The following is a 22,094-nucleotide window of genomic DNA, read 5'->3' as shown; positions in this document are numbered from 1 at the left end:
CGGCCTATGACGACCACTGAACTGTCCGGGCTCACGGGCCGGCGGCCCAACGGGTGCCAGCATGCTGAACGGTCTTCTCGACCAATGACGAACTGCGGCCTGGCCCAAAGGGGTGCCACCACAAACATATGATGACGGTCTTACGAATTCTTAAACAGCTTCTACTTGTATTCGCGCAGTAGCGCTATCGACTGACTACCAAGCAGTTTTGCCCCTTAAGCGGCTGGCGTGCACCCTAGTAAGCGGCATGAGCAAACACAAGCACCGACGACCAAAACCCGCTACTCCTGGTGAGGCAAGAGAGTAGAAAAGCATCAGGAAGACCTATTCCATCTGGCGGCGTAAGAAGAGGTAGTAAGCTGAAAAGCCAAGCGCGGTACTGAAAAGCAGAATAATAACGGAGTGAAGTCCTAGGGGCAGGTAAAAGCTGCATAGCAGGAGCCCCCCGCCACTGCTCAGCAGCAGCGCGATCCACTTCACCACCTTGTTCTGCTCGTCCTGCGGGCGGGGTAGTAGGCGCTCGACTATGCTTTCCGAAACGGCCGCCGCCACTATCTGCCGTTTCAGCAGGTAATTCAAGACCAATTTTATAGCGGCCAAAACGAAGTACCCAAGCAGGAAAAGTGCCAATCCGGGCAGAAAGACGTGTCGTGCGAAATCCAACGCGTTGTTATCAAGGGCCGGCAGTGAGGCGCTTTGAGCCGAAGCTCCCCAGGCAGTCAGGCAGAAAAGCAGAAGCAACCAAAAACTTTTCATAGGTCGAGCCTTGTGGCGGTACTGGATGAGACCGGGCAAAGCCGATCATGTTGCAAAAAATTATGAAAAAGTGAGTTGGCGCATTTGCCGGCGATGCTGAGCTAGTAACTCCAGGCACAGCCCGGCCACAACAAAGCCACCCACCGCCATGAGCCCGGCTCCCAGCCCGGTCGATAAGCTTTGAAATGCCTGCAATAGCATGCCACCAAGCAGGGCCACAAACGCGCTAACGACGCCTAAAATGAGGAAAGCCACGATACCGAGTACCCAGGGAAAAGCCGGTTTGGTCTTAGGCAATTGGGTTAGCACGGTGGCCGCGAGGTTGAAGTCAAAAGCGGGCTTCGGTAGGCGGGCCGTGGCAGCAAATAGATGCTGGTAATTGGCTAGCCGGGCCTGGCACAGGCGGCAGTCGAGCAGATGGTAGGCCTCAGCCGCCGGCAACGGGGCGGATTCAGCCGCTAGCTGCAGGTCATACTCGGAAAGATGGGGCTTTGTCATAAGTCGTCTCGTTGGTAGGTAGCCAGCAATCGTTGCTTCAATAGTTGCCGCGCCCGAAAAAGGTAATTTTTAACGGTCCCATCTGGCAAGGAAGTTATCTGCGCGATTTCCTCGTAACTTAATTCCTGCTGGTGATAGAGGGAAATTAAGGTGCGATAGAGCGGGGGAAGCTGCTCGATAGCCGTACTTAAAATGCCGGTCAGGTCTTGCTCGAAAAGGGCGGTTTCAGGGTCGTAGTCTGGCCCGGCAACCAGGTTTGGTAGGGCCTGGCGGCCTTCTTCCAACGAGTTATCCGGCGTTTGCTCCCACAAGTCCACCAGCACCAGCCGCTTCTTCTCCAGGTAATGCAGGCAGGTATTGTAGGCAATCTGGCCAACCCACGTCGAAAACTTTGCTTGAAACTTGAATCCAGCCAAGCTCTTAAACACCTTTAGGTACACTTCCTGCGCAACATCCGGGCGGTCGGCAGGATGGCGAATCATCTTGAATACCAATTGCGTCACCAAGCCTTCCGTGCGCCGCACAAGCTGCCCAAAAGACGCAGTATTCCCCCCCAGCACCTGCGCAACAAGCTGCTGGTCTGTTACAGGAGAGGTAGTCAAATCACTCATCTACCGATGAGACCGGTCAGCCGGCAGGATGTTGCACCAAGATGGTATTTGAGTCACCAGCCTACGCAAATTCTCTTACCTGATACTTTTGTTCCGGTTCTGGTGCTACCCCAACTGTTACTCGCTACCTCATGGTAATTCGCTTTCAGTTGCCCGCCTCGTCCTTGCGGCCTTTTGTACAGCACTACCTGCTCATGCACGTCCGCTACGAGGGCGGCGACCCGGCGCATGCTGTCAAGCCGATGCCCCCAACCCCCCACCACTGCCTGTATTTCTATCCGCGGGACGCGTTGCACACCCTGGCCCCCGGTCAAACGAGCCCGCACCGCATGCCTCCTAGCTTTGTAGTAGGACCTCAGGTGAAGCCCGTGGCCTTGCAGTTCGGCCTCGACCACCTCCTGCTCTGCGTTGTATTTTGGCCGGGCGGGCTGCATCGGCTGTTGGATGTGCCGGTGAAAGAACTGCTGGATGTCGCCGTGGAGGGACGAGCGCTGCTTGGGTCTCTAGTGGGCGAAGTGGAAACCCGCTTGGCGGAGTTGACCGACTATGATACCATGCTGGCCACAATCGAAGCCTTCCTGCTCGGGGCCCAGCGTCGTCGCCGGGCTCGGCCCGAGCGCCCCCTCGACCACCTGCTACCCGTGCTGCTGCCGACCGGACGCGCCACCCACCCATTGGAGCACCTCGCGGCCGAGGCCTGCCTAAGCCCGCGGCAGTTCGAGCGCAGCTTTATCGAGCGGGTCGGCCTGTCGCCCAAACTTTTCGCCCGCCTGGTTCGCTTCGATCAGGCCTATCGCCTCAAAGCCAGCCAGCCAACCCTGGATTGGCTGACGGTGGCCGTGCGCAGCGGTTACTACGACTACCGCCACCTGCTGCGTGATTTCCATGAATTTGCTGGCATGACGCCGCCCCGCCTGCTGGCCGCCGACCAGGCCTACGTGCATTTCGCCGGGGGCGATGCGCGGATCGGCGGGCCATAATGTCGGTTTTTTACAACGCAGTTGCGAGCTAGGGCCCGTGCTTTGCCGGTATAGTCCTCACTGCCTTATGAAAGCCTTTCTCTTCGCCTTCGTTGCCTGTGCCTGCCTGGTACCAGACCGCGCCCAAACGTCTCTACCGCTCTCTGAGTTAGCTACTCTCCACCACTCTACCGCCAACCGCCCCGCGCCGGGCCCCGACCTGCTCCTGCTGAACGGCAAGTTCTTTACTGCCGACCCGGCCCAGCCCTACGTCGAGGCCGTGGCCATTCAGGGCACCCACATTATGGCTACGGGCACAAGTGCCGCCCTCCGCAAACTGGCTACTGCCAGCACAAAAGTCCTAGACGTGCAAGGCAAAACCGGGATACCGGGCTTCAATGATGCTCACGACCACTTGGGTGCAGTGAAGACGGCCAATATGTTCGTGGCTCCCTTTTCCGTCCCCGGACTCTCCCGGCAAGCAATAGCCGACTCCTTGCAACAACTGGTCGGCCGAGCCCGCCCTGGGCAGTGGCTGAGCGGCCCGGTGGGCTTGACGGTGCTGCGCGACCCTACGGCGGGACGGCGCTGGCTCGACAGCTTGGCCCCAAACAACCCGGTGATGCTGGGCGTGCCGTGGGGGCACGGCATGGTCGTCAACAGTCAGGCGTTGCGCGCCCTGCATCTGGCGGATACGGCCCCGGACCCGCTTGGTGGCTGGTACGCGCGCCAACCTGGCACCACCCAACTAGCGGGCCCTCTTTACGAGTACGCTCAGTTTCCTTTCTGGCAGGCCGTGGCTACAGCTAACTCACCAGAGTTGATTCAAGCCATGCAAATCTATGCCCAACAGCAACTATCCTTCGGTATCACCTCAGTTCAAAACATGAGCAGCCTGCTTTCGGGAAACGACGCCCGGCGCTACTTCACCCAGGCTGCCCTGCCCGTGCGCACTCGTATCATTGCCATGCCCAGCACCACCGATAAAGGCCGCAACCTGCAGGAATGGGCTTTGCCAACCCAAGTCGGCAATTCGCTGACATATTTTTCGGGCGTCAAGTACATGGTCGATGGCACCTCGCTGGAGCAGAATGCGCTGCGCACCACTCCCTATCCGGGCCGGCCTGGGTGGTATGGGCGGTTGAACTTTCCGCCCGACACGCTCCAATGCCTGCTGCGGGAAGCGCTGACCAGTAACCGGCAGTTGCTGCTACACGTCACGGGAGACAGCGCCACCACCCTGGTGTTGCAGCTGATGAAGCAGCTGGCGCCCGCCGAGGTCTGGAAACGCAAACGCGTGCGAATTGAACACGGGACCGGCATCACGGCGGCGGCCGCCCCAGACGTGAAGCAGCTAGGGATTATCATCGTGCATACTCCGCAGTACGGCATGCGCAGCCCCTTGCGCAGCTGGCTGGCGCTAGGCATCCCCATCGCCCTAGGGCCCGATGGCGTCACCAATCCGTTTCTTACTATTCAGCTGGTCACGACCCGGCAAGCAACAGCCAGTGAAAACCTGAGCCGCGAGCAGGCCGTGCGGGCGTACACGGTGGGCTCGGCTTACGCCGAATTCGCGGAGGTCAGCAAAGGAACCCTGCAGGCCGGCAAACTAGCGGATCTGGCCGTCTTATCCGCCGATGTGTTCAGCGTACCAGCGGCGCAGCTACCAAACCTCCGTAGTGTGCTGACCATTATCAACGGGAAAATCGTGTATCAGCAACCAAGACGTCCTTAACGCTTGCGCTTGGCCTTGATTGGTATAACGGGCTAAACGCAAACGGGGCAGCAATTTATACTTTAACCCACCCGTATCGGGTCACTTAAGCAGCGGCTTGAATACCGTGGAAGCAAGAGGTCGGGCACCAGCAGCAAACGCCGGCCGGGGCCACGGGCTTGTCGGCTACTTGGTCTTCTATTAACATATACCCGCCTCTGCCAAGATCAGCGCACCGGCCAGAGCCGGCCATGGCCCACGCGCGGAGCGGAACTGAACTTGTCGGGGGCGGCTTGGTTATTGTTGCGGTTTTCGGTGGCGGCTGCTCTTATGAGGCCCTGCCACGGGAAACAGTCGGTCCTACCTCTTCTTCCACAGGCAATTAACGGATGAAACTTATCCTCCTCCTCACAGCCGCGCTGGCGACTGCTGCACTTCAGGCGCCAACCCAAACCACCCCCGCTGCGGCCACCCCGCGCGTCGTCGCCGACCAGATTCCAACTAAAAATGGTCCCCTCACGGTGCAGCCTATCACCCATGGCAGCGTGGTGTTGACTTGGAATGGGAAAACCATTTACGTGGACCCCTACGGCGGCGCACAGGCCTATGCCGGACTCGCCGCGCCCGACCTGGTTTTGATCACCGATATTCATGGTGACCACCTAGATCCGAAGACGCTGGCGGGCCTCTCCCTTGGCAAAGCCCTGCTGGTGGTACCCCAAGCGGTAGCCGAGCAGTTGCCACCCGCTTACAAAGGGCACATACGCTCACTGCGCAACGGCCAGCAATTCGACACGCTCGGTTTGCACGTGTCGGCTATTCCTATGTACAACCTGCCCGAAGCGGCCGACGCGCGGCACCCCAAAGGCCGGGGCAATGGCTATGTGCTGAACTTGGGCGGCAAAAATGTGTACTTGTCGGGCGACACGGAAGACATTGCCGAAATGCGCGCGCTCAAGAACATCGATGTGGCGTTCGTGTGCATGAACCTACCCTACACCATGGACGTGCAGCAGGCGGCGCAGGCGGTATTGGCCTTCAAACCAGGCATTGTGTACCCCTACCACTATCGGGGCCAGAATGGGCTGAGCGACGTGGACGGCTTTAAGAAAACGGTGAACGCAGCCAACCAGAAAATCGACGTGCGGCTGCGCAACTGGTATCCGAGCGGCCAGTAAGGGCACCGCAACCCCTGAGAACGTGCGGCTGAGCCGCTTGTTTAGGCGCGCAAGTAAACTTGAGCAAGCGGCGCAGGCCATCGAGCGGTATACTTTTGGCAATCCTTACTTCCGGGGCTTGACGTTAGGTGTATAGTCCCAGAGTGTGATGGTGTACCTTTCGACCGCAGCATCCAGCAAAAGTTATGGGACAACTACTTCACGGCAGCGCCCGCACAACGCAGGCAATACGACGCAGTATCCAGCGTAGTCAGGAAAGCCTCCAAACGCTAGCTAAGCGCCACAGTATCGACCCCAAAACGGTATCTAAGTGGCGTAAGCGCCCTAGCACGACTGACGCGCCGATGGGGCCGAAGCCAGCCTCTACCGTGCTCACGGCTGAGCAAGAGGCCATTGCCGTGGCCTTTCGCCAGCACACGCTGCTGCCCTTAGATGATCGTCTTTACGCGCTGCAAGAAACCATCCCGCACCTATCACGCTCGGCCCTACACCGCTGTTTTCAGCGTCATGGCGTGAGCCGCCTGCCCTTGAATGAGGACGGGCAATCCACGCCAAGGAAGAAATTCAACGACTACCCCATTGGCTACCTGCACGTCGATTTTGCCGAGGTGCACACGGCAGAAGGCCGGCAGTACCTCTTTGTGGCTATCGACCGCACCAGTAAGGTGGCCTTCGCCGAATTGCATCCCCAGGCCAAGCGCATGGTAGCAGCTGATTTTCTGCGTCGAGTACTGGATAAACTCCCCAATAAGGGGCATACCGTATTGACAGATAATGGTGTACCGTTTACCTTGCAGCCGCATCAATTCTTCCCTGGAGGGCACAGTTTTGACAGGGTATGCCGCCTTTTGGAGACGAGCCAGCGGAAATAGCCAGCATTGAACCTTCAGGAGTCATGTCGCCTGCCGAGTTGCGGCAGCAGCTACTGACGATTCATGGAATGGTGGATAAGCTGTTGGAGCAGCTAGCATCATAGAATCAGGACGGCTGCTGCGCCAGTTGCGGTTAGCCGCTGATTTGTAAAAGCTACCATTCACTACGCAACATCATGGCTGCTTTCGTATTCATTAGCGCGTTTGTCCTGCTTCTTTTCTTGTGGGCCAAAATTGCCGATTGGCGGGACGAGCGGGCCTTCCGCAAGAAGCTGCAAAGCTTACAAGGCCGCTTTGATGAGTTGGATGAGGCAACGGTGCAGCAGGGTGAGCAAGCCCTTAATACTTTGGATGAGTTGACGGCGGCTATGCAAGGGCATGCGGCCTATCAGCAACACCTACGTGAGCGACGAGTCGTGCGCTGGCCAGCAGCGTCCTCCAGAAAAAGCTACAAGAAAAAGTATAAGCGGCGTTAGAATACAAGTATCCATGGGGCTGACAACGAATGAAAAAGGCTTAATCAGCCGGATGCTGCGGTTTGACAACGTGAACAGCGAGCTGGAAAAGAAGCTGGCTGCCACGCAGCAACTCGTCAATAGTTTTACTGCCGCAGCGGCGCAGTTCGATGCCAAACTCCAGGCCATCGAAGAGTGGGAAGCGGCATCGCGCAAAGTTCTCGCGCAGGAAGAAGCTGGTCTGCGGCAGCGCGAAACAGACGTGGTTAATCTGGAAAGGCTGTTAACAGAAAAAAGCAAAAGTTTTCCCTGGCTGGCATCGGCCGTGGCGGACCTGGTGTTGTTGAAGAATAAAGAAGTATCTGATTACCTGCGCACGAAACGTAACCCAGCTGCCACGGCTGCCGAAACGGTTCGCCAAATTGGCCAGGAGAAACGGGCATTGGCCGAGCAGCTGAAGTTGGCTCAATACACCCTGGACCAGTACGAGTCCTTATTCCCCTTCCTGACTCAGTTCCGGGAAGACGATGTAGAAGAAGCACTGCTGGAGATTACGGAGGCCTACGCCGAGCAGCCCCAGCCGCAACAGGACGACCCGGTGAAGACGTACTTATCGCCCGGCGAGTACGCCGCGTTATCCCCTGCTGAACGCAACCAGCGGGCCTTGTACCGGTATCGTCAGGCTCGAAAAAGTAGTTTTCAAATCGGCAGGGACTACGAACGGTACGTGGGCTACTTGTATGAGAGCCGCGGCTACGAAGTTTCCTACTACGGCATCGAAAATGGGAAAGAAGACCTGGGACGGGATTTGATTTGCCGCAAAGGGGGTAAGACCGAAGTGGTGCAGTGTAAATATTGGAGTCAGCAAAAGCTGATTCACGAGAAGCACATCAACCAGCTCTTTGGCACGACCGTGATGTTGTACCTGGATTCGGCCAATAAACAGAAGGGACCCCAGCAGTTACACCTTTTTCCCCAGATGTTAGCGGCCGGTGATATTGCGGCCGTTTTTTATACGTCGACCAGCCTTTCCCTTACTGCCCGCAACTTCGCGCAGGCGCTTGGAATTCACATTCACGAGCAGGTAGCCATTGGTCCCTATCCCATGATTAAGTGCCACATCAGTACCGCCAGCGGCGAAAAAATCTATCACCTGCCCTTCGACCAGATGTACGACCGAACCAAGCTGGACAAAGCGGGAGAATTTTACGCGATGACCGTTGCCGAAGCGGAAGCCAAAGGGTTCCGGCGAGCTTGGCGCTGGCGCGGCTAACTATGCTTTTTTTGCGAAGGGCACCCCCTAGTCCCAATGTGATTGTTCACATCCCATCGTAGGCCCGTAGCTGCTGCGCGATGCGCAGCACTTGGTCAAATGCGGGGAGTGGGCTATGCAGCAGGCCTGGTAACTCCTGCTCGTAGGGTTGTTGGAGTTGGCGCAGGTTCGCTGCTGCCCCGGCGTAAGCCCAGCAGGTGGTCAAGGGTTTGGTCTTCCATTCCCGCGTCGGGCCGATGACGCCCGCCCGCGCATCGTCGCGCTGCACGGCCGCCAGTTGCTGAGCCAGGCCGGGGCCAGCCAGTAGGGCTTCCACCTCGGGTTGACTGGCCAGTTGGTGCAGGTCGTAGAGGTGGCGCACCTTGCGGCTGGCTGCAGCGAGCGGGTCTTCTTCGTACGAGGCGCGCACCAAGGCCATGATTTTCTCGGCAAATGTGCGCGAAAGACTTAGCACGTTAAAGTCGAAAGCTTGCAAACCAAACTCCTGTACGGCGTCCGGCTGCTTGTGGTCGAGCAGGTACTGGGCCAGATAGGAAATCAACGGGCGCTTGCTCTGCGGCTCGGGCTCCCCAAAGGCCGTTATTTCCAGCAGGATGTGCTCCGTAGCCGTCGGTACCGGGTCAGTGAACAGGTGCGGGTATTGGTGGTGTACCAGCCGGTTGTGGCCGCGCTTGCTGGTGGAGTCCGGCACGTCCACTTCGGGCAAGTCGCCGCCGGCAATTTTATGAATGTCGCGGATAAGCCTTTTTAGCGCACCATCGCTTTGCTGTTCCTGTAGGATGACGGCCAGGTCCACATCTTCCGAAAATCGCTCGATGAGCCCGTAGCATTTGGAAAGCGAGGTGCCGCCCTTGAACACGACGTGGTCGGCCACAGCTGAGTCGGCCAGGTTGCGCAGCACCCAGGTCACCCAGTAGTCCTTTTCAATAAAGCTTTGCCGCATCCCCCGGGCCGTCGCGGTGATGGTAATCAGGTTGCGAAAGTCCTGCTCGTGGGTGTGCAAGGTCATCGGATTTGCCATTGCGCGCGGTTAGGTAAGGCTTGTTCGGACAGGCCAAGCTTATAGGTGGTTAAGGGATTTAGGTTGGCTTTCAGCTTAGTGGCTAGCTTGCCTTCGCCCAGCCTTTCCAGCAGTGCACCCAGCAGGGCGCGCGTCGCCGGGTTGTATCCCTGCGCCAGGCGAACCAGTGCGATTTTCTCGGCCGGCGGCAGTTGCTTTACCTGCTCGCTCAGGCGCTGCAACGCCGTCGCCGGCGAGGTATCGGGCAGGCGTTTAATCTGGCGCAGGGCATCGAGCAGCTGGCACAGCTTCACCTCTTCCAGCTTTACGTCAGCCCGGCTTTGCACAAATCGTACACGCACATTGCCAACTTTTTTCGGCCGGCCCGGCCGGAGTGTGGCAATTTCGACTTCATGGGGCACCTGCGTGGTTAGGCCCAGAAGATTAAAAGCCGCCACCCCTGTTGGGTAGCCCCGCAGCTTCTTACTGGGCGTTTGGATGAGCAGCTGCAGCACTTGCTGCTCGGAAACGGGTACCGGGCCGAACCGGCTTTGCAGAGGCCGGCGATAGGTGCCCTTGGTTACTTGCTGCACCATGCCTTGCTGGCGCAGCCGGCTCAGGTTCACGGCGACGGTGCCCGGCGCGATGCCTAAGCTGGCAAAGTCCTTATAGCGCACGAGGGCACCTGGCTCCAACTTTTGCAAGCGGTCAAGGATTTTCTGGCGGGCGGTTGTCGGTTTATCTGTCACGTACTATTGGTCTGTATTGAGCGGTGCAAATGTAAAGTTTTTTTGCTGCGAAACATTACAAAATATTCTATGCCAAATAATACGACAATGTCGCCAACACCGTGGTGCATGAGCAACCGGACGCGAGCAACCCCCACGGCCACATGCCACTTGGGTGAGCTGAGAAAGGGCGGTTACCTCTAGAAAATCGGGACCCGCGGTGCTGGGACGGAAGACCAGTTGATTGACTCATGATTGGCTCATCACACGTCGGCTTCCCACGATAATTTGTCAAATGGGCGCTGTGAAGGCGTTTTCTTAACAAATAGATTGGCTCACGATTGGCTCAAGCAGCAGTATTCAACCAATCTGGTAAGAATACCAGTAGCCACAAAGGCCCCCTATTTAAACGCCTCACGCTGTTTGAGCACGAACTGCTCACAAGCTGCCTGAAAGTCTGCGGAGTATGCTTCGCCGGTCAACCGAGCAGCTTCCTCCTGCAATACATCAATGCTGCTCTGCTCCTCTGTCAAGCTATCCATTACCCAGGCGGTGCCCACCAGCCGGGTCAACGTGCGGGCATACTCGGCGGGGTCTTCGCGCAAATGAGCAAATGCCGGGTCTGGTTCGTGAAAAACTATTTGTTCCAGTCCCCACGCGATGTACCTGGCTTCTGATTTCTGAACGATTTCGGTCCAGTTAACGAGGGGGGGCTTGCTGATGTGGTCCTGGATTTCTTCCGGGGTAGCGGGATGGTCGGCACTTGCGCGAACTGCGCCGTGGTACGCCCGAAGCTCTGCAATAAATTCTTCCACTGGTGCTTCCGGTTGATACACGGGGCGGTTGGGCACTTCTACGGCATCAGACTCAGGCTCCATTTCGAAATCAGCATCAAACAGCAGCGGTTCGGGCCAAGAGCTAAGCATGGCGGCGGAGTCGGTGCCCTCGGTGGTGTCGAGTTTGTTGGAGAGCAGCTGCTTGGTGATGGCACCGAATGGTTTGTTCTCGTACTCGAAGTAAGGCGTGTTTTCGGCTTGAAAAGCTCGCCAGAAACTCACTAAACGACTATGGACTGGAAGTCCATAGGTTTGAAAGCGAATGAAATTCGACGGTTTCGGCTAAAGCCGGTCGCCCTCACAACTCACCTTTAACCACAAAGCACAAGAGGCGCTTGAAGCAAAGAGGTGAGTAGCAACTGAAGTCTTGCCCTGAAGGGCATAGCTTTAACTAGCGTGCTTGAAAAGTAAATTGGCAGCCACCACGGGTGCGAAAGCCCGAGCTCTCCAGCTCCTGCGCAATCTGATTGTACCCGTGCCCTTGTGCGAGGCGCGCTAAGATCAAGGCCGTGGCCTGCCGATTGGCCTCGTAGGTGCGCATTCTGCTGCCGAGCTACTAGACCTTGCGCCTGTGCCTCCTTGGTTAGGTTAGCACTCATATATTCTCTGCGGGAAGTTTTGCAACAGCCACGTCCGTTTTACAACTATCCAAACTTATTGCGTAACATCTTCTCGAGCACTGGTCTTTAAATTACAAACCCCAAATGAAGTTTTGTAGCCTCCCTTTTTTAATTCTACGGAGTGCTACTAAGTTGAGGTAGCAAAGCGGGTATAGGCTACGCATACGCACCTCGTCGTGTTAACGCTTGCTGCAGAGGCTCTTCAATGGATTTGAACAACACTACAGCAATAGCATTCGTGATAACGAAGCGCAGTAGCACGTTGTGGGTTACATGAAACTCTAAAAACTTACTTAACACACCCATATGGATCAAATAAAAGCAATAAGAGGCTTTGCCGAGCAACTTAAATAAGTTGGTTTCCAGCAAGCGTCGCACAATGCTTTGCTCCCGAATTAATCCATAATACAAGGCACTTATTCCCGGGACTAGTAAGACAATATTTAAAGAAATGAATAGAGGTAAATTCACTTCTTGCTCTGCAAGCGCTGGGTCATCCACCCAGGCCATTAAACTCATAATACCTAGAATCCACGCCAGTCCGATCCAAGTATATACTGTCGAGGCTAATCCAACTTTAGGCCGATTGAGTAAGAAATAGGCCAGCCCCATCCCGGCTAGAAATTCAATACACCGGCCAAAGAAGGTGAGGGTGAAAAGAAAGGTGAATGAATTGAAAAAGCCATAGCGGTGATGTGCGAAATACACTAGGGCAGCGCCCACAGAAAGTATAAGTACTGGGTATAGCAACAAGGCAATAGCTGTTTTTCGCAATCCAAGTAATAAAAATGGGGCCATAATATAGAAGCACTCCTCAACGGTTAAGGTCCAGCCCTGCACAATTCCGGTAAAGACAAAAGTCTCGAAGAAGCCGCGTAAAAAAGTAAGATTAAGGGCAGCCACCAGCCACTTATCTGTTGTACTATAATGACTCCATAAGCCCATCACGTCATAAGCGGGACGAAGCTGAATAATTAGTAAGGTGAGGCAGGTAAGCAGACAATACATCGGCAAGATGCGGGCCAAGCGGTTGCGCAAGTAATGCGTCCACCAGGGTTTACTTAGCTCAACCTTATCCATGTACCGGACGCAGATGAGCAGGCCGCTCAGTACAAAAAACAACGCCACGCCTGTGTGCCACTCCCGTGCCAGCCGCCAGCCAATACTCGATTCCGGGAAAGGGTTGAAGTGATGAAAGAAAACTAGCCAGGCGGCTAAAGCTCGCAAACCAGTTAGAGCTGGGAAGTAATGCTGCGCAGAAGTAACGGCAGGTGGAGTGGCTTGCTCTGCCTCCCTCAATTGAAAAAAAGCAATCATCTACTTAGAATAGTATTAAGCCCGCCTTCCGCAAATAACTAACATAGGCCTGTTCTGCCGGAGACGTGAAACAAAGCAGCATTCAAGCTTTTACAAAGGTTGTTCATTTAACTTATTTAGAGGCTTACCACCAAATGATTCATGCCATGGAAGAGTTTATCTCGCTTCCACGTCTCGTTAGAATGAAAACGGTATTGCGTATCAAATTACCCAGGCGAAATTTTATTTAATTGTTTTTTAAAGGGGTTTCTTTCCTCACTATGCATGGGAGCAGTACGTTCATCTTAACGCTATTTTATTTTAACTCTTTTTAAACACGCGAATGCTCAAAAAGCAAAAAAATTATAGAATTTCTTCTAGTTCCCCAAGTTGACCGGTGTATTTGCGATGCGCCAACCATTTTTCGACTACTTTTATCGTTTTGCTAAGGATCAGGGAGCATCGGTATTAGTAAAATACAGAAAAATTCTAGCAACTCTGTGCAAATGAGACGGAGGCAGATTTGCTCTTCATTAAGGTTTTTTCCGTCAACGAGTGGCCGTCAATGAGTGGTGTAATCATAAAAGTAGAGGAATTAGGAAAGCGGTACCGCTTGGGCGAGATTGGAACGGGTACTCTCAGTCACGATTTGAACCGTTGGTGGGCACGCTTGCGTGGAAAAGACGACCCATTTGCTAAAATTGGCGAAGCGAATGACCGCACCACTAAAGGCAGCAGTGAGTACGTCTGGTCCTTGAAAGAAGTAAGTTTCGAGGTGAAACAAGGGGTGGTGTTGGGCATCATCGGCCGCAACGGAGCCGGCAAATCTACCCTGCTTAAGATTCTCTCTAAAGTGACGGCCCCCACGACCGGCCGCGTTAAGGTAAAAGGCCGCATTGCTTCCTTACTGGAAGTAGGCACTGGTTTTCACCCGGAACTAACTGGCCGCGAGAACATCTTTCTAAACGGATCCATCCTTGGGATGACCAAAGTCGAGATTCGCAGCAGGTTCGACGAAATAGTAGATTTTTCGGGCGTGGAACGGTATATTGATACGCCTGTGAAGCGATACAGCAGCGGCATGTACGTGCGCTTGGCCTTCGCCGTGGCGGCGCATCTGGAGCCCGACGTTCTTATAATTGACGAGGTGCTGGCGGTGGGTGACGCAGATTTTCAAAAAAAATGCCTGGGCAAAATGCGGGAAGTGTCTCATTCCCAAGGCCGTACCATTCTTTTTGTCAGCCACAATATGCAGGCAATCAACAGCTTGTGCAACGAAGGCCTATGGCTGCATCAAGGCCAAGTCAAAGCCATCGGGGAGGCCGCAGCCATTGTAAACAACTATTTAATCGACAATAAACAACTACATCCCAAGCGCAGCTGGACTATCCCGACCGAGGCGCCGGGCAACGACAAAATCAGATTCAAGGAAGTGGAGCTAATTCCTAAACTTACCCAGCCCGATGCTCCGCTGGATATTCGAACGCCACTCACCATTAAATTTCAGTTCTGGAACTTCACGGAAGACATTGACATTAACACCCACCTAACCTTATTTTCTTACACTGGCGAGTGCGTTTTTGATGTGGCAACGCTTCCCATAAGGTGCCAAAAGGGTGTGGTGAGTGGGGAATGCACCATCCCAGGCAACTTCCTTAACGACGGCTCTTTTTACATTTCCCTTTACGTCCTCAAGGATACCACTACCAATCTGTTTGACTACGAGGAGTGTCTAAGCTTTGATTTAGAAGATTACCGCACTGGTACACAGTGGTACGGCAAGTGGTGGGGCGTGGTGCGGCCCCTGCTGCCATTCCGCCTCACCCAAACCGACACCCTATCCGCCCTCTCGCTGTGAAGGAAACCAGTATCAAGCAGCACGTCCATACGCGCTAAGCAGCAACAAGAACCCGTGTTTGGCCGCTTCCTGCAAGCGAAAGCACTTTAAGTTGATTCTGAACAAGCGGGTGCGGTAATACCTTATCACCCCACTTATTAGCCTGCCAAACTCTTTCTGGAACGGGCCTTCAAGCAAGGTGAAAAATCGGATTGCCTCGTTGTAATTGTGGTTGAGGGTTTGGCCCGAGTAGGCCCCATTTTTGTGAATGCGGTAAACGCCCATTGACTGGCCTAGGTACTTGGCGTCACCGAGCTGCGACAAAGCCAAGTAAAAGCCCCAGTCTGGGTAAGGTAGCGTAAAGAGCCAGTTGGGCAATGCATCTCCTAACACGTTGCGATGCACCACCGATAGGGCGTACACTGGATTAGAGATACGAATAAAGTGTTTGGTGGAGAGTACGTTGTTTGCACCTTCAAGCTGTGGATCATAAGACTCAAACTTTGAACCATCCAGCTGATTTAGCACCACCACCTTGTGGAAGCAGAAAGAAAATGTGGGGTGAGTTTCTAGAAACTCGACTTGCTGCTGGAGTTTGTGAGGTTCAGTCCAGTAGTCGTCGCCGTCGAGCCAAGCAATATAGCGACCCGTGCACAATGCGTATGAGGCCTTGGTCATAGGCACCATTCCAAGGTTGGTGTCCGGCAACAGCAACCGAATTTTGTCTGGGTATTGGTTTTTGTAGCGCTCCACAATTGCGCGGGTACCATCGGTCGAGCAGTCTTCCCCAATAATTATTTCATAGCTGAATGTGGTCTGCTGCATCAAGACACTTTCAATAGCTTGAACAATATATTGCTCGTGGTTGTAGGTCGTAATCCACACACTTATATCAACTGTGCCCTGAACCATAGAATCTGCATTTGCGCGAATACACTCGTTATTTATGTTTTTAATCAGTGCTTTATGCCGTAATACATGCCCCGGCCGAATAAGCCTTGGTCATTATAGTGCACGGCCACGCCGACGGCTTCAATAGCTTCTCGGTATTCGGCGTCGGTCCACAAGCCCATCACGTGGCTTTCCGTAAAACTTTCAACGCCTTCGGACGTGCCCACCAAGTAATTGATGTCAAATACCGACGTAAGGCCACGCAGTTGGCTGGTGTACATCCATGCTATTTTCAAGTTCGGTTGGTCAATAAAATTAGCCGTGATACGGTCGACCCAATACCTTTCGGGCGTTATCCAGGGTTCTATTACCAGCAGGCCGCCCGGATTCAGATGCTGTGCGAAACACGCCACTGTTTTGCGCAGGTTTTCTACGGTTTGCACGTAACCAATGGAACTGAATAAGCAAACCACTACATCAAACGTGTGTGGCAGGCGAAAGTCGGTCATATCGCCCTGATGCAAGGCTACGTTGGGGCAGCGTTTGTGAGCCACAGCAAGCAACTCGGGATTTAAATCCAAACCGGCGCATGCATATTGGTGCTGTAAATACTCTAAATGCTTTCCTGTGCCACAAGCCACGTCGAGCAAGCTTTTTGCCTGCGGCGCGTGTCTCTGAATAAGGTCATAGAGCGCACTACAGGCTTCTTTGTAGTCCTTGAAATGGTAAAGAGCGTCGTAGTATTCAGCGGTTTTCGTGAACATGTGGCAATTAAAAACGAGGGAGTCAAAAGTGGTTCGCGTTCACCTGCATCCGGCCGTACCTCGCATGGTACTAAGCTACCCCGTATAGGGCACATTATACTGAAGCACAGCGGCGTGCGAAGTTTTATAGACGTAAACCGTGTACTCGTAGAGGCCATACTCGTGCCGAAGCACCCAATGACGGCTGAGGTTTTCTTTTAGAAATGCGAACAGCAAATCCGTAGACAGGTGAAACAAGTCGTCCCGCTCCCAGTCCACTTGTTTCGACATCACATTAAAAGCCATGCCACGCCTAACGCGCCGAAACACGCTCGTTAGCATACGCTGAAAGTACTCCCACATTTCTGCAAAAGACAAGCCGCGCTTCTCCGTAAACACTCCATTCATCACCACGTAATCCACTTCCGGCATTGCTTCATCATAGGCTAAAATATCAACGCAATAGTAGGCAATGTCCGGATACTTGGCTTGTGCTAACTTCACGTATTCAGGCGAAATATCCAGCCCGATGTATTCTACTTGCCGCCAAGAGCCGCGCTGCATGTACTCGTACAAGTGGCTGGTGCCGCAGCCGAAATCTAGTAGCGAGACAGGGGTGTCGAGGGTTCCCCGAATGACTTCGAGCATCACCTGGTAACGCAGATAGGCGTCCTTCTCGTTGGGCCAATCCACACCCAAATGCGTATCGCCATGTTGGCGCAAACAGGCTTCGTAATGACGCGCTATTTCCAAGTAACTTTTCGGTGCACTCATAAGCCAGTGAACATAATCTGGAAGCAATAATAGGCTGAAAATCTTCAGTAAGGGCCTCCTGTTTTACTAGCTGCACCCACTTTTTCCTACTTGGCAAGCAAGGCCCGCCGGTAGGGCGGAAAATAGCCTTGCTTGTTGGCTGGGTCTACCCCCTCCTGCTCGCACAGTGCAACATATACCTCTTCCTGGTAAACCTGCTTTAGGCATATCAGCGGCAGGTCCAAAGCACCAAATCGCTGCTTAAAGCTTGCAATGGAATCGCCTGGAGTCACACCGCCGCCGAGGTTAAGATAAGGCACGTTCTTTTCTTTCAATCGCAGCGCGCCATACCACAACAATGGTGTTGTTTGGGGCTCGTAACCAGGCAGTGTTACACTAAACAAGTATTCGCCCACGTTATCGGTGTAAGCAAATACGGCCACAGCTTTTACTTCGCCCTTTTCGCTATAACCAACGAGCATTACTTTATCTAAATCAAGTAAATAGGAAAGGGTTGTTAACGACAAGTTATAAGTGGACGCCGCGTTCTTACGAGCAAAGAATGCGTGGTACTGGGAAATGAAGAACTCCTTCAATGAATGTTTTTCAAAGGAGTACAGGTGCTTTTGCTTTTCAAAGCCCTTCAACTGTCTTTTTCTGTTCTGTGACAGCTTTTGGTAAAGCTCTTGTGCACTTAGCTGCAAATTCATTATGTAGAGTCTGCTAGAAACGAAGGCTTCCGGCAGGCTCAGGGTGTCTTCGTACGTGAGCACTGAGTTTAGCCCAATATAGCCGCATACATACCTAGCCTGCGCCGCAAACTGACGCCAGTCGTCCATAAAATTGGTAGTTGGTTGTGTTCCCACAAACCCAGAAAACCCATAGGGCGTCACTACATCTCGGTATCCCCGGCACACTCGTTCCGCTAATGGGCAGACCACTTTTGTCTCGCCGCTTTGCCATACGTACAGGTAGGTAGGGTAGCCCGTAGTCAACTGCATAGCGTAGCAATTTTCCCAGGTATGCCCAAAAGCATGAGGCACGTGTTGGAGGGCTGTCCGCCACCGTGTGGGCTCGGATAACGGAATCAGCTCTTGGCTTATTGTGGCTGAAGTGGTGGCAACTTCCATTAGCACATATTTACACTAAGCGGTATTGTAGGAGCATTTGGCTGATTTGGTCCGAAGAATTGTGCATCAACACATCCAAGATGGAAAGTCCGGGTACATAATCAAAAGAGAATTGTGGGTACACAGGCAGCGCAGTCTCGAGAAAAAGCAGGCTCACCCCATGCTTTTTAAACAAGGCTTTATCATATAGTGCCACCCCACCTAAGGGATTGACATATTCATGAGCTTGCTCCTGGCGGCAGATATCTAGAATTTTGTGCTGTGCCCTTAGATGCCCATTGGCATAGCCGGCAGAACTGGCTACTACCTCTGTGCCAATGTTCAAGTATTCCAATACGCGCAGCAGGCTGTTATGAGCCAATTCAGAAATCCGCGTTTCACTAGCAGTCAGCACTTGGGTGACAATCGGGAATATCGCCCCGAAGTAAGGGGCTTTGCTATATGCCGCAGTTATGGTTTTTAATAGCTTGGGCCGCCAGTTAGTTTCGCACGAGATTTCGATGTCTTTGATGAGCTTGTTCTGCGAAACCTTATTGAGCGGGATGGTAAAGCTAATAATGCTACCGTTCGCCAATAAACGATTGCGGTTTATCCAGCCTTTCTTGATGAAGTTTACATCGTCGAAGAGAACAAACTTGTCCACAGCGGTAATCAGTTGGAAGTAGCCCAAATACGGAAAAATATAGGGCTGCATTACTGCAATGCGCATCTTACAGGCAGTTAATTACAATGGTCGTTATTTGATGAACCGTGCACGCAGTTAAATCATGAGCAAGTGGCAGGCATAAGATTCGCGAAGCAACACTTCGCGCCACTGGAGCAGGTTGGGGCTGGACATAATTAAGGTCCGTGAGGACAGGATAGAAATAGCGGCGCGGAAAAATTTGCTGTGCGTTGAGGTCTCTTATCACTGCGATCAGCTTTTCTTCATCTGGAAAAAGCACCGGATAGTACGCATAGTTGTAGGTTGTTTCGGCACTTATATCCGGTCTGACCAGGCCGTGTCCTTGCAGCAACTGGTCGTACAGGTCACTTAGCTCCTGACGGCACTTAATGAGTTCCGCCACTTTAGGCAGCACGCAGAGGCCCATCGCGGCATGGAGTTCAGAATTTTTGCCGTTGATGCCAAGGCCCAGGAATCGCTCCGGCCCATCGTGCCCGAAATTAGCCATGGACGAAATCTTGGCTGCCAACTCGTCGTCAGCCGTCACAATAGCGCCCCCCTCACCCGTGTGAAATAGCTTAGTGGCGTGGAAACTCAGTACCGATACATTCCCGAAATTCAAGATTGACTGCCCACCCAGCTGAACGCCAAAAGCATGGGCCGCGTCGTAGATGACCTTGAGGCCATACCTATCGGCTAGCAGCTGAATGGCCTCTACCTCACACGGATTGCCATATACGTGCGTAGCTACAACAGCAGTGGTTTCGGCGGTAATTGCGCGTTCAAGCAGGGTTGAATCCAAGCAGAGCGTCCGAGGATTAATATCCACGTAAACGGGCTGACAGCCTTCCCATACAATACTGGAAGTAGTGGCAACGTAGGAGAAAGGCGTAGTCAATATTTCTCCGCGCAAGCCCAAAGCCTTGATGGCAATTTGCAAAGCGATAGTGCCATTGGCTACCAGGAATAGGTGCTTGACACCTAAATAAACCTTTAACTTTTCTTCTAACTCTTGCGCAAGCGGCCCGTGATTGGTGACCCAATTCCTCCCCCAGATGCCCTCTAGGTACGCGGTATATTCCGCTAGAGGAGGCAAATAGGTTTTAGTAACGTTTATCATTAAAATGATTTCGAAGCAATGCGCAGAAAGTTGAATGGAACATTCATACTCCTGGCTTCACCTGGTTTGAAAGGTCACCCAGGATAAGCCACTGAGAAATGAACTGATCTTGTGCTTAATCCAAGGTAGAATTAACTCTGCAGCTTATTGCTTTAGCAAGTTATTTCTTGTTAAGTAAGGTGCTTCTTGGCAAAAGCAGCCCTTTTACGGAATATGAAATAGTTTACCAGTCCATTTGATAAACGCACAGTTAATGGAATTACTGGCGCTTCGCGGACTTACGCAGGAACAGCGCCGGGCGGTAATAGGTGCTGCGCAATTGCTCGCGCTTGCCGTGTTGCTAGCTTTGCGAGTGGCCCGGCAAACCTGTTCGCAGCCTCTCTACTCAAAGCCCGGTCACTAGCCGACGGATAGTAGCGCTTGTGAAGTAAGTCTGATTGAAAACATATATTGTTTACGCCTAACACCAGCGTTACCCTACTCTCAACCTTTTACGAAAGTATTCCGGGAATTTCACTTTAACGAAGCTAAAGTTTGTCCTGGTTGCTGGCTGCTTTATAACCAATACTGAACCACTTACCTTAACACCACTCGTTCCGCGAGTTTTCCACTAATTTCCCCTGGCTAAGCTGCTGTTGCAGGCTTAGCCCATTGCATGAAAAATCCTGATCCGGAACGCTTTCCGCAAACGCCTCCGCGCATCTTGCCACTCCCCGACTCGATCAACCGGCCGCAGTGGTCGGTGATGATTCCAGTCTATAACTGCGCAGGTTTCTTGCCCGAAACACTGAAGAACGTGCTGGTTCAGGCACCCGGACCCGAGCAAATGCAGATCGAGGTCGTGGACGACGCCAGCACCGACGCCGACGTGCAGGCATTGGTCGAGACATTAGGCCAGGGCCGGATAAGTTACTACCGACAGCCGCGCAACGTAGGCAGCATCCGTAACTTCGAAACTTGCCTTAACCGCTCGCGCGGCCACCTAGTGCATTTGCTGCACGGTGACGACCGAGTGATGCCCGGTTTCTACCACAAAATGGGTGAGTTGCTGGCCATCTATCCTGAGGCCGGTGCTGCTGCCAGCCATCATACCTACATTGACGAGGCTAGCCGTATCATTGGCACACCTTCGCATCTAGCTGAAACCGATGGCCTGCTAGATGATTGGTTGATGCGCTTGGCCAAAAACCAGCAGCTACAGTACGTGTGTACCGTGGTCAGGCGCTCAGTATACGAAGAGCTTGGTAGCTTCTATGGCAACAGTTATGGCGAGGATTGGGAAATGTGGGTCCGCATTGCCAAGCACTATCCTTTTGTTTATACCCTGGACGCCCTGGCCGAGTACCGAGTCCACCCCGATGCCATTTCTTGGGACAAGCTTATGTCTGGTGAATCGATAACCGATATGAAACAGATAATAGAACGCATTCAAGAGCACGTTCCCGCGGAGCACCGCAAGCGCTTGGCGCAGATTTCAGGCAAATACTACGCTCACTATTTCATCACGAAGGCCTACGAATTGGCGGAACGCACCCATGACTGGGGCCTGGCCTATCGACTGGTTAAAAAATCATTCGAACTGAACCAGGATTTGGGCATGTATAACCGTTTGATCTGGTCGTGGGCGAGGTATCAGCTCAGCAAGGCGCAGAAGCGATAAAGGCAAGACCACTTTATCTTCGAAATACTGCCGCTGCTTTATGCGCTTGGTTTCGCTGCTCCCCCTTGCTCATCCTCGCTCCGGCCACAATAATCGCCTCCACCCTTTGCCCGAGTAACTACTTGAGTTCGGCCGAAGTGTTAGTTGATTCCTGCAAGCAGTTGCATCCCGAGTGCGAGTTTATTATTGGGCTCGTTGATTTGCCCTTGCAAGAAGTGGTCTACCCTTCGCTGGACTAAACCGTGCTGCCAACCACAAACGTAACTATTCCTGCGCCTCGTGAGCTCAGTCACAAATTTAACATCATCGAATCAAGTACTACGGCAAAGCCGTTTTATTGCAAGCACTTTTTCTTTACGCTAAGTGCTACTCGTGTTATCTACCTCGACCCCGACATTGAAGGGTCGGCCTCTTGCCGTATGTAAAGGGTTGGACTGCGGCATAATAATGTTGACGCCCCACATGCTCTCCCCAGTCGATGACGAGTTTTAACCCAACGA

The 22,094-nt window shown here is 53.3% G+C and carries 20 protein-coding genes and 1 pseudogene; 8 read left to right on the top strand and 13 right to left on the bottom strand.

All coding sequences use genetic code 11. The annotated features are described in order from the left end of the window. Window positions 1–324: 324 nt before the first annotated feature. The 3 genes from VF639_RS25135 to VF639_RS25125 are packed head-to-tail and all read right to left on the bottom strand — an operon-like array spanning window position 325 to window position 1,865. On the bottom strand, window positions 325–756 hold the full coding sequence (locus tag VF639_RS25135; protein WP_331148720.1) for a hypothetical protein: 432 nt from the start codon (window positions 754–756) through the stop codon (window positions 325–327). 60 nt (window positions 757–816) lie between these two features. Then, window positions 817–1,254: a hypothetical protein gene (locus VF639_RS25130; RefSeq protein WP_331148719.1), complete on the bottom strand. Its 438-nt coding sequence runs from the start codon at window positions 1,252–1,254 to the stop codon at window positions 817–819. Next, complete coding sequence (locus VF639_RS25125; protein ID WP_331148718.1) at window positions 1,251–1,865, bottom strand: RNA polymerase sigma factor; 615 nt, start codon at window positions 1,863–1,865, stop codon at window positions 1,251–1,253. Before VF639_RS25125 ends, VF639_RS25130 begins: the two co-directional genes overlap by 4 nt. 131 nt (window positions 1,866–1,996) lie before the next feature. On the opposite strand from VF639_RS25125, the gene VF639_RS25120 reads away from it, so the two are divergent. From VF639_RS25120 to VF639_RS25095, 6 genes and pseudogenes are all read left to right on the top strand, one after another. Beyond that, window positions 1,997–2,845 carry an AraC family transcriptional regulator gene (locus VF639_RS25120; protein ID WP_331148717.1) on the top strand — a complete coding sequence of 283 codons (849 nt, stop codon included), beginning with the start codon at window positions 1,997–1,999 and terminating at the stop codon, window positions 2,843–2,845. Between the two features lie 67 nt (window positions 2,846–2,912). Beyond that, window positions 2,913–4,559, top strand: coding sequence for an amidohydrolase (locus VF639_RS25115; RefSeq protein WP_331148716.1), 1,647 nt, complete (start codon window positions 2,913–2,915; stop codon window positions 4,557–4,559). A gap of 368 nt (window positions 4,560–4,927) precedes the next feature. Next, complete coding sequence (locus tag VF639_RS25110; RefSeq protein WP_331148715.1) at window positions 4,928–5,716, top strand: MBL fold metallo-hydrolase; 789 nt, start codon at window positions 4,928–4,930, stop codon at window positions 5,714–5,716. Between the two features lie 185 nt (window positions 5,717–5,901). Next, window positions 5,902–6,558 (top strand): annotated as a pseudogene (locus VF639_RS25105) (DDE-type integrase/transposase/recombinase); the annotation flags it as partial. Window positions 6,559–6,764: 206 nt separating this feature from the next. Further along, window positions 6,765–7,064, top strand: coding sequence for a hypothetical protein (locus VF639_RS25100; RefSeq protein WP_331148713.1), 300 nt, complete (start codon window positions 6,765–6,767; stop codon window positions 7,062–7,064). Between the two features lie 13 nt (window positions 7,065–7,077). Next, the gene (locus VF639_RS25095) at window positions 7,078–8,316 is read left to right on the top strand and encodes a restriction endonuclease (protein ID WP_331148712.1); all 1,239 of its coding nucleotides are present in this window, start codon (window positions 7,078–7,080) and stop codon (window positions 8,314–8,316) included. Window positions 8,317–8,362: 46 nt separating this feature from the next. On the opposite strand, the gene VF639_RS25090 is transcribed toward VF639_RS25095, so the two are convergent. The 4 genes from VF639_RS25090 to VF639_RS25075 all read right to left on the bottom strand — a co-directional run bounded on the left by VF639_RS25090 (window position 8,363) and on the right by VF639_RS25075 (window position 12,817). Continuing rightward, entirely contained in the window at window positions 8,363–9,337 is a 975-nt protein-coding gene (locus tag VF639_RS25090) for a nucleotidyl transferase AbiEii/AbiGii toxin family protein (protein ID WP_331148711.1), read from the bottom strand. After that, window positions 9,322–10,065 (bottom strand): type IV toxin-antitoxin system AbiEi family antitoxin domain-containing protein, encoded by a 744-nt coding sequence (locus VF639_RS25085; protein WP_331148710.1) that lies wholly within the window; start codon window positions 10,063–10,065, stop codon window positions 9,322–9,324. The genes VF639_RS25090 and VF639_RS25085 overlap by 16 nt, the downstream gene beginning before the upstream one ends. A 380-nt stretch (window positions 10,066–10,445) precedes the next feature. Then, window positions 10,446–11,102, bottom strand: a complete 657-nt coding sequence (locus VF639_RS25080) for a hypothetical protein (protein WP_331148709.1) — start codon at window positions 11,100–11,102, stop codon at window positions 10,446–10,448. 554 nt (window positions 11,103–11,656) lie between these two features. Continuing rightward, on the bottom strand, window positions 11,657–12,817 hold the full coding sequence (locus tag VF639_RS25075) for an acyltransferase family protein (protein ID WP_331148708.1): 1,161 nt from the start codon (window positions 12,815–12,817) through the stop codon (window positions 11,657–11,659). A gap of 628 nt (window positions 12,818–13,445) precedes the next feature. Here VF639_RS25075 and VF639_RS25070 point away from each other — a divergent pair. Then, the gene (locus tag VF639_RS25070; RefSeq protein WP_331148707.1) at window positions 13,446–14,654 is read left to right on the top strand and encodes an ABC transporter ATP-binding protein; all 1,209 of its coding nucleotides are present in this window, start codon (window positions 13,446–13,448) and stop codon (window positions 14,652–14,654) included. A gap of 12 nt (window positions 14,655–14,666) precedes the next feature. Here the strand turns inward: VF639_RS25070 and VF639_RS25065 are convergent, their stop codons facing one another. The 6 genes from VF639_RS25065 to VF639_RS25040 all read right to left on the bottom strand — a co-directional run bounded on the left by VF639_RS25065 (window position 14,667) and on the right by VF639_RS25040 (window position 19,934). Beyond that, window positions 14,667–15,545, bottom strand: coding sequence for a glycosyltransferase family 2 protein (locus VF639_RS25065; RefSeq protein WP_331148706.1), 879 nt, complete (start codon window positions 15,543–15,545; stop codon window positions 14,667–14,669). Between the two features lie 44 nt (window positions 15,546–15,589). Further along, window positions 15,590–16,288 carry a class I SAM-dependent methyltransferase gene (locus tag VF639_RS25060; RefSeq protein WP_331148705.1) on the bottom strand — a complete coding sequence of 233 codons (699 nt, stop codon included), beginning with the start codon at window positions 16,286–16,288 and terminating at the stop codon, window positions 15,590–15,592. Between the two features lie 75 nt (window positions 16,289–16,363). Beyond that, on the bottom strand, window positions 16,364–17,041 hold the full coding sequence (locus tag VF639_RS25055; RefSeq protein ID WP_331148704.1) for a class I SAM-dependent methyltransferase: 678 nt from the start codon (window positions 17,039–17,041) through the stop codon (window positions 16,364–16,366). A gap of 86 nt (window positions 17,042–17,127) precedes the next feature. Next, window positions 17,128–17,859, bottom strand: a complete 732-nt coding sequence (locus VF639_RS25050) for a hypothetical protein (RefSeq protein WP_331148703.1) — start codon at window positions 17,857–17,859, stop codon at window positions 17,128–17,130. Window positions 17,860–18,160: 301 nt separating this feature from the next. Beyond that, a complete protein-coding gene (locus VF639_RS25045) occupies window positions 18,161–18,859 on the bottom strand; it encodes a WbqC family protein (RefSeq protein WP_331148702.1) in 699 nt (232 codons plus the stop codon). 1 nt (window position 18,860) lies between these two features. Beyond that, the gene (locus VF639_RS25040; protein WP_331148701.1) at window positions 18,861–19,934 is read right to left on the bottom strand and encodes a DegT/DnrJ/EryC1/StrS family aminotransferase; all 1,074 of its coding nucleotides are present in this window, start codon (window positions 19,932–19,934) and stop codon (window positions 18,861–18,863) included. A gap of 655 nt (window positions 19,935–20,589) precedes the next feature. Between VF639_RS25040 and VF639_RS25035 the strand changes: the two genes are divergently transcribed. Continuing rightward, window positions 20,590–21,594 (top strand): glycosyltransferase family 2 protein, encoded by a 1,005-nt coding sequence (locus tag VF639_RS25035; protein ID WP_331148700.1) that lies wholly within the window; start codon window positions 20,590–20,592, stop codon window positions 21,592–21,594. The last annotated feature ends 500 nt before the right edge of the window (window positions 21,595–22,094 follow it).

Origin of the sequence: Hymenobacter sp. (genome assembly GCF_036387835.1) — a bacterium.
Lineage (GTDB): Bacteria > Bacteroidota > Bacteroidia > Cytophagales > Hymenobacteraceae > Hymenobacter.
The sequence above is the reverse complement of the archived record's forward strand: the minus strand, read 5'-3'. Positions and strand labels throughout refer to the sequence as shown.